Source organism: Streptomyces viridosporus (genome assembly GCF_002078235.1).
Taxonomy (GTDB): domain Bacteria; phylum Actinomycetota; class Actinomycetes; order Streptomycetales; family Streptomycetaceae; genus Streptomyces; species Streptomyces viridosporus.
Window position 1 is genome coordinate 1 of record NZ_MSGP01000893.1, and the last position, 949, is coordinate 949.

Genomic DNA, 949 nt, shown 5'->3' on the forward strand with positions numbered 1-949 from the left:
CGACCCGAAGACCGGCAAGGTGAAGTGGACCCAGAAGTTCGACAAGGGATGGCGCGTCGAGCGCGCCTACTCCGTCGACCCGCTGGTCATCTACAGCACCAACAGGGACAAGAAGGCCTGGAACATCTCCACCTTCACCGCCACCGGCGAGTTCCGCTCCGAGGTCGGTTTCGACGAGGACTTCGCCCCCACGTGCGACTGGGCCATCCTGGCGCGCGACCTCCAGGGCTGCGAGGGCGTCGCCGCCGACGCCGACACCCTGTACCTGCCCACCAAGGCGACCACCGGCGCCAACGAGATCGTCGCGGTCAACCTCGCCGACGGCAAGGAGAAGTGGCGGGTCAAGTCCCCGGCGGAGGAGTCGATGGTGCCCATGAAGGTCGAGGGCGGCAAGCTCATCGCCTACGTGGAGCCCTCGTACGACGCGGGCGGCCGGATCGTGTCCATCCCGACCACCGGCAGCAGCCACGAGCCGGTCGGGCTGATGCAGAACCCGCAGGGCGTCGCGAAGATCGAGGACAGCTTCTACAGCAGGTCGATCGACTGGGTCGACGGACGCTTCTACCTCTCGACCACCCGGCTGACCGGCAACGACGAGTCGAAGGAGAAGTTGATGCTCGCCTACGGCAAGTGAGGCGCACGACGACGGCGAGGCGCGCCGGCCCCGGACGGCCGGCGCCCTCGCCCCGTCCGGTCACCCACCCCGTCGCAGCCCGTCCCCTCCCCGAGGTACTCACGCCATGACCCAGCCGCCTCAGCCGTCCGACCAGCCGCCTCAGCCGTCCGACCGGTCCCCGCAGCAGCCGGGCTTCGGCCCGCCGCAGCCGCCCGCCCAGCCCCCGCAGCAGCCGCCCGCTCCGGGCGGACCCGATCTCACCAAGGCTCCCGAGCCCGGATACGGGGACCCGCAGACCCCGCAGTCGCCTCCGGCCGCCCCGCCGACACCCCC

Annotated in this window: 1 protein-coding gene and 1 pseudogene; both read left to right on the forward strand. The window is 71.0% G+C overall.

Annotated elements, in window-relative coordinates; translation table 11 throughout:
* A partial coding sequence (locus B7L92_RS38475) for a PQQ-binding-like beta-propeller repeat protein (protein WP_218030503.1) occupies positions 1-634 on the forward strand: 634 nt, incomplete at its 5' end.
* Positions 635-740: 106 nt separating this feature from the next.
* A pseudogene (locus tag B7L92_RS41750) lies at positions 741-949 on the forward strand (outer membrane protein assembly factor BamB family protein); the annotation flags it as partial.